We start from the raw sequence: 6,808 nt of genomic DNA on the forward strand, positions 1-6,808 counted from the left end.
AGTGGGCAACGTTATCAATCAAAGGTCTGGAATCCAGAATTTCTTCGCGAAAAGCAATTACCTGTACCCGACTGGCTATAGTGAGATAATCGATATGTTTGATAATAAAAATATTGTTTCAGCTGAATGGCTTAAAGCGCATATTGAAGATATTGATTTAAAAATATTTGATGCTACATTTCATATTCCGGCAACTGGGCGTGACGCGATTACTGAATTTGATGAAGGGCATATACCTAGTGCCCAGCGGTTTGATCTTGGCGTCATTGCCGACCCTGATGCCGCGCTACCGCACACTGTGCCATCTGCCGAGGTTTTTGAGACGCATATCCGGGCCCTTGGCGTAAATCAGAATGATCATGTGATTGTCTATGATGATTCGCTGTTTATGTCATCTGCCCGCGCTTGGTGGCTGTTTCGCCTGTTTGGCCACACCAATGTCAGCTATCTTGATGGTGGATTAACAGCATGGAAACAAGCTGGTGGTAGCTTGCAAAAAAACACTTCAAAACCCACGAATACTGGTGATTTCATCGCTGGCAATGCACAAAATGCCACAGTCGCCTATATGCAAGATTTACGCCCACAGGTAGAAGCTGGTATTGCCGGTCAGATTGTTGATGCTAGAGCCGCAGGGCGTTTTTCAGGCGAATTACCAGAACCACGTGCGGGGATCCGTTCTGGCCATATTCCGGATTCTTTAAATGTACCTGTGACCTCACTATTTGATCCTGATACAAAACTGTTGAAAACTACCAGTGAATTGAAGCAAATCATCGAATCTGGTGGTGTTGACCTGGCGGAAAGGATCACAACCACCTGCGGTTCAGGCGTTACGGCTTGTGCATTGGCGCTTGCGCTAGAGCTTGTTGGCCATCAACAGGTTTCAATGTTTGATGGGTCTTGGGCTGAATGGGGCACATCAGATGCCCCCATTGAAACGGGCCAAGCCTAACACGCACAGCAATCCGGCCACGGAACGGACCGGATCAACATTCACATCAGTCGTTAAGAATCTGGCTTAGGAATAGCTTTGTGCGATCGTTCTTTGGCTTATTAAAGAATGTTTCCGGATCATTCTCTTCGACGATTTCACCTGCATCCATAAAGATAACGCGGTTTGCAACTTTACGCGCAAAGCCCATCTCATGCGTAACAACAATCATGGTCATGCCATCTTCGGCAAGCGTAATCATCGTTTCGAGCACTTCCTTGATCATTTCTGGATCAAGTGCAGATGTTGGCTCATCGAACAACATAATCCGTGGACGCATACACAAGGCACGGGCAATAGCCACACGCTGCTGCTGACCACCTGATAGCTGGCCAGGATATTTGAGTGCTTGTTCCGGAATACGAACACGCTCCAGATATTGCAAGGCAATCTCTTCGGCCTCTTTGCGCGGCATCTTGCGAACCCAGATGGGGGCAAGCACGCAGTTCTCCAAAATGGTTAGATGGGGGAACAGATTGAAGCTCTGAAACACCATACCGACTTCTGAACGGATCGTTTCAATATCCTTAAGATCGCTCGTCAGATCAGTGCCATGTACATTAATCACACCCTTCTGATGTTCTTCCAGACGGTTGATACAGCGAATCAGCGTTGATTTTCCTGAACCAGATGGTCCACAAATAACAATTTTTTCACCAGATTTAACTGTCAGATCGATGTTTTTTAGAGCATGAAAATTGCCAAACCATTTATGCATCGCTTCGATGCGGATAACGGTTTCGCCATTTGTAGATTTATTCGGTTTCTTAGCCATTTTGTTCCCAGCCAATTATTTCTTCTGAAATTTGTTTTCAGTATCAAGTTTACGCTCCAGATAGGCCGAGTAGTAACTCATCCCGTAGCAGCATATGAAAAAGAAGATTGCAACAAAGATATATATCTCGCGCGCTAGACCGTTCCAGTTCGGGTCAGCTAGTGACGAACGTCCCATACCAAGCACATCAAACATGCCAATAATCAGAACAAGAGTCGTGTCTTTGAACAAGCCGATAAATGTATTCACGATACCCGGTATCGAAATTTTCAGAACTTGCGGCATGACAATCAGATATGTTGTCTTCCAATAGGTCAAACCAGACGCTTGCGCTGCCTCAATTTGTCCTTTTGGAATACCTGCCAGACCACCACGAATCACCTCGGCCATATAGGCAGAGGCAAAAAATGTAACCATGATCAGAACCCGCACCAGAAGATCAAACGTCGTACCTGGTGGCAGGAAGTAATTCAGCATAGTTGATGCGATGAAAAGCAACGCAATCAATGGTACACCGCGGATAAATTCAATAAAGATGACTGAAAGCATCTTTAGAACCGGCAGTTTTGAAGTACGTCCAAGCGCCAGCATGATGCCAATAGGCAATGAAAAGGCAATGCCTGTCACCCCAATAAGCAAGGTCAGTGCAATACCGCCAATCTTCTTGGTTTCAACAGCCTCTATACCAAAACCACCAAAAACAAGCCATGTTGCAATGAATGGGAATAAAGCTGAATAAAGCAAAGCCAAAGGCCGACGTGGTGTGTTGTCCCACAAGACCGGCACTAACGCTAACAGGAACAGAACAAAGGCAATATTGACTCGCCAGATATATTCTTCGGGATAAAAGCCATAGACCAGCAACTGAAGACGCGTACTAACAAAAGCCCAGCACGCCGCGCTGTTGGGCTCTTCCATCTGCTCCCAGCAATCAACTCTGCCTGATGCAGACCATACAGCATCAATTATCGACCATTCGACAAAACCTGGCACGAAAAGATACAGAATATACATGCAAAAAAGGGTAAGTACGGTATCAGTGGGCGTAGCAAACAGATTCTTGCGTAACCATAATATAATACCTGTCTCACCACGCGGCGGAAGCATATCCTCAGTAGCGTTTGGCTTTTTAGATGTTTCAATTGAAGCTGTCATTATTATCTAGCCTTCAACGTAACGCGGTGGTTCAGGAAATTCATTGACGCCGAGATGCAAAGGGACAGACATAAGTAAATCAGAAGCACAAGAGACATGGTCTCCACCTCCTTGCCTGTTTGCATCAATGAAATTCCCCCTAACGTCGCCACAATATCAAAATAACCAATAGCGATAGCTAATGATGAATTTTTGGTCAGGTTAAGGTAATTACTTGCGATTGGTGGAATGATAAGCGGCAATGCTTGTGGAATAACAACCAGACGCAATGTGCGATTTGCCGGAATACCAAGTGCATGGGCTGCTTCTTTTTGTCCTTTATGAATGGCAAGAATACCACCACGTACGATCTCAGCGATAAAACTCGCTGTATAATAGGACAGCGCAAACCACAGTGCTACATATTCGGGGCGTAAAATCAATCCACCTTTAAAATTAAAGCCCTTCAACTTTGGAATTTCAACACCAATAGCGCCGCCAACGACAACGTTGGCAAGCAATGGCAAGGCAATGATTAAACCCAGAGACGTCAGGAAAACTGGAAAAATTTGCCCCGTTTTCATTTGTCTCTTTTTTGCCCATCTGGCTAATGCGTAACAACCTATAAGAGCTACAATAAAGGCACCAACAACGGCTTCATAACCTTGTTCCAGAGTGGGCGCAGGTGCAAAGATACCGCGGTTGGTAAGAAAGAAAACACCGCCAATCGATTCAGCCTTCTTTGGTACAGGCAAAAGATTGATAATCACACCGTAGATAAAGAAAATATGAAGCAAGACTGGAACATTTCGCGTAAATTCAACGAAAATCTGGGATAATTTACTGACTAGGAAATTTTGTGACAGTCGCATCACACCCAATATAAAACCAAGAATTGTAGCCAGTACAATACCCGTTACGGCAACAAGCAATGTATTGGAAAGCCCAACCATGGCTGCGCGGAAATGTGTATTAGTGGGGCCATAATCAACAAATGGCTGGAACGTAATATCGTAACCAGCAGGCACCCAAAGAAAATTAAAGCTAATATCCTTGCCAATTGCTGCAAGGTTGACAAGCACGTTCTGGCCGATGGAAAAAACAAGATAACAGATCACTGCAAGAGTCAGTATCTGGATACCAACAGATCGAACTTCCTGATTGTAAAACAATCGGCGCAGGTTGAAATCCGAGACACTATTATTGTTCATGCGGTTTTCCAAAATTTACTAAATAAAAGTTTTTTATAATAAAACACCGCGGGTCGCCCCGCGGTGCTTATTCTTATATCCAGATCCTAGCGGAACGGTGGTGAGTACTGAAGACCACCATCTGTCCATAGTGCATTAACACCACGGCCAATACCTAGTGGTGTGTTCACACCGATGTTGCGCTCAAAGATTTCGCCATAGTTACCAACCTGAGCAATGATGTTCTTTGCCCAGTCAGCACTCAGACCAAGTTCTGGTCCAAGGTTGGCTTCAAGACCCAGGAAACGCTTGATTTCAGGGTTGTTGGTTGTGCTACCGATTGTGTTAACGTTAGCCTGTGTAATGCCCAGCTCTTCAGCTGTGATTGTTGCATACAGAACCCAACGAACAATATCGGCCCACTCGTCGTCACCCTGACGTACTGCTGGTCCAAGCGGCTCTTTAGAGATAATCTCAGGCAGAACCATGTGATCGTCTGGATTTTCCATTGCAGCGCGCTGTGAAGACAGTGCAGACGCATCAGTTGTCAGAACGTCACCACGACCAGAAGAATAGCATTCACGTGCTTCAGCTGAGTCAGCAACTGGAACAGCTTCATAGGTCATGTTGTTAGAACGGAAATAGTCAGCAAGGTTCAGCTCAGTTGTTGTTCCTGTCTGGATACATACAGATGCACCATCAAGCTCAAGAGCAGAATTAATCCCCAATGACTTCTTAGCCATAAAACCTTGACCGTCGTAATAGTTGACGCCCAGGAATGTAAGCTTAACGCCAACGTCACGGCTGAATGTGATTGTTGTGTTACGCCACAGAACATCAGCTTCACCCGCATTCAATACGGTAAAACGGTTCTGAGTTGTTGCCGGTACAGGACCGATCTTTTGTGCGTCACCAAGGACAGCAGCAGCTGTGGCACGACAGAAATCTACGTCGAAACCAGTCCAGTTACCTTTGTCATCTGGAAAAGCGAACCCGGCCAGACCGGTGCTAAATACACATTTCACTTCGTCACGAGACTTAACGTCTTCTAGCGTACCAGCCTGTGCTGTACTAACGAGAGCAGCAGCCGCAAGACCAGCAAATGCAAAATAAAACTTTTTCATGAGTTTGTTCCCTGCTTAAGTTTATTGTTTGTATTCGTGATGAATTTGAACCATCTACGAACATTGCTATACTTATACTGAATCGAAACTATAAGGAAAGTGTAAAGTCAATTTTTTACCTGATGCTGAAACAAACATAATAAAAATTTTGCTCTAAATTGTTTCTGAGCATTGGTTAGGGGCATGTGCATTAAATTTAATTAATTTTAGCGTAATATTAATTTTATCGATTGTTGCCATCGCATTAAACACGATTCTTTATATAGCCGCTAAAATCATGCAAACAATTCTTGCTCTTATGTCAAAATTATGACTAGCTTGAACTAAGTCAAAGGTAATCAAGACAGTTTTTCCTCAATTCACTCGCTAGGAGAAATAAATGTCTATTCACCCTCCCCTGACCGATCTTCCTATTAATAAAGCTGATTTTGGTTTTTACCAAGGCTTTAACCGTGCCGTTACGATTGGTTCTAAAACTCTCATCGGTGCTTTAATTTTATGGGCTGCCGTTTTTTCTGAACAAGCAGGCGTACTCTTAAGCCAGTTCAACGGTTTTCTACTCGCACATTTTGGTCACTGGTATATGTATGTTGTGGCGTTCTATGTTGTCGTCTGCTTCATTCTGGCATTATGGCCACGTACTGGTTCAATTCATCTTGGCAAGCCTAACGAAAAACCTGAATTTTCGCGTTTTTCATGGTTTTCAATGATGTTCGGCGCTGGCATTGGCATCGGTATGCTGACCTATGCAACGGCTGAACCGATCTACCACTTTTCCAACAATCCCGATATAATCCGTGGCACAGTTGCGGCCGTAACGGCTGAAAATGTAAGGCCAGCTTTCCAATGGTCATTTCTTCATTGGGGGCTGTCTGCATGGGCGTGCTATGCCTTGGTGGGCCTTGCTCTTGCCTTTTTCAGCTATTCACGTGGTCTGCCACTGACCATACGTTCTGGTTTAACCCCATTGCTTGGCAAAAAACTGTCTGGGCCACTTGGTCATGCTGTAGATATTGTTTCAGTTATCGCAACGATATTGGGCGTTTCCGTCACAATTGGTTACGGTGTGTCTCAATTTTCATCGGGTATGTTCAACATTACTGGTGCGACGTGGATGATGAATGCCGAAGGGGCACCAACCAAAACCGCCATGATTTTGTCACTGCTTGTTGTGATGGGGGCATCGACTCTGTCTGCGATGTCGGGCGTTGGTCGCGGCATTAAATGGCTCTCCAACATAAATATGGGTCTGTCCTTGTTTATTCTGCTGTTCTTCATTTTGTTCGGATCAACATTATTTGTGTTTAAATCCTTTTTTCTGGGTCTTTATGACTATCTTCTTGCCTTTCCGCGCATGTCGCTAGAAGTCTGGAGCAATGACGGTAGCGAAGTGAGCCAGAAACTTGCTGATTGGCAAGGTGGATGGACTATCTTTTATTGGGCATGGTGGATCGCCTTTGCGCCTTTTGTTGGGTTGTTTCTGGCACGCATATCCCGGGGCAGAAGCATTCGCGAATATGTGCTAGGTGCCATGATCGTCCCTGCTACAATGTGTTTTGTATGGTTTACCTTTGTCGGTGGTACAGCCATT

6 protein-coding genes are annotated in these 6,808 nt (G+C 44.8%); 2 read left to right on the top strand and 4 right to left on the bottom strand.

Annotation, left to right across the window (positions count from 1 at the left end; genetic code table 11):
* Positions 1-94 precede the first annotated feature (94 nt).
* Entirely contained in the window at positions 95-955 is an 861-nt protein-coding gene (sseA, locus tag ABNT28_RS09405) for a 3-mercaptopyruvate sulfurtransferase (RefSeq protein ID WP_332924588.1), read from the top strand.
* Between the two features lie 46 nt (positions 956-1,001).
* Here sseA and ABNT28_RS09410 read toward each other — a convergent pair whose 3' ends face one another.
* The 4 genes from ABNT28_RS09410 to ABNT28_RS09425 form a co-directional block, all read right to left on the bottom strand.
* The gene (locus ABNT28_RS09410; RefSeq protein ID WP_332924587.1) at positions 1,002-1,769 is read right to left on the bottom strand and encodes an amino acid ABC transporter ATP-binding protein; all 768 of its coding nucleotides are present in this window, start codon (positions 1,767-1,769) and stop codon (positions 1,002-1,004) included.
* 15 nt (positions 1,770-1,784) lie between these two features.
* Entirely contained in the window at positions 1,785-2,924 is a 1,140-nt protein-coding gene (locus ABNT28_RS09415; protein ID WP_332924586.1) for an amino acid ABC transporter permease, read from the bottom strand.
* Between the two features lie 2 nt (positions 2,925-2,926).
* Complete coding sequence (locus tag ABNT28_RS09420) at positions 2,927-4,114, bottom strand: ABC transporter permease subunit (RefSeq protein WP_348721455.1); 1,188 nt, start codon at positions 4,112-4,114, stop codon at positions 2,927-2,929.
* A gap of 86 nt (positions 4,115-4,200) precedes the next feature.
* The gene (locus tag ABNT28_RS09425; RefSeq protein WP_348721456.1) at positions 4,201-5,217 is read right to left on the bottom strand and encodes an amino acid ABC transporter substrate-binding protein; all 1,017 of its coding nucleotides are present in this window, start codon (positions 5,215-5,217) and stop codon (positions 4,201-4,203) included.
* Positions 5,218-5,596: 379 nt separating this feature from the next.
* On the opposite strand from ABNT28_RS09425, the gene ABNT28_RS09430 reads away from it, so the two are divergent.
* On the top strand, positions 5,597-6,808 hold a 1,212-nt coding region (locus ABNT28_RS09430), incomplete at its 3' end, for a BCCT family transporter (protein WP_348721457.1).

Origin of the sequence: uncultured Candidatus Puniceispirillum sp. (genome assembly GCF_963979125.1) — a bacterium.
Classification (GTDB): Bacteria; Pseudomonadota; Alphaproteobacteria; order Puniceispirillales; family Puniceispirillaceae; genus Puniceispirillum.

What these genes read in the sequence shown, in the direction of transcription:
- sseA (WP_332924588.1), top strand. Translation starts at nt 95, where the DNA reads ATGTTTGATAATAAAAATATTGTTTCAGCTGAATGGCTTAAAGCGCAT.
- ABNT28_RS09425 (WP_348721456.1), bottom strand. Translation starts at nt 5,217, where the DNA reads ATGAAAAAGTTTTATTTTGCATTTGCTGGTCTTGCGGCTGCTGCTCTC.
- ABNT28_RS09415 (WP_332924586.1), bottom strand. Translation starts at nt 2,924, where the DNA reads ATGACAGCTTCAATTGAAACATCTAAAAAGCCAAACGCTACTGAGGAT.
- ABNT28_RS09410 (WP_332924587.1), bottom strand. Translation starts at nt 1,769, where the DNA reads ATGGCTAAGAAACCGAATAAATCTACAAATGGCGAAACCGTTATCCGC.
- ABNT28_RS09420 (WP_348721455.1), bottom strand. Translation starts at nt 4,114, where the DNA reads ATGAACAATAATAGTGTCTCGGATTTCAACCTGCGCCGATTGTTTTAC.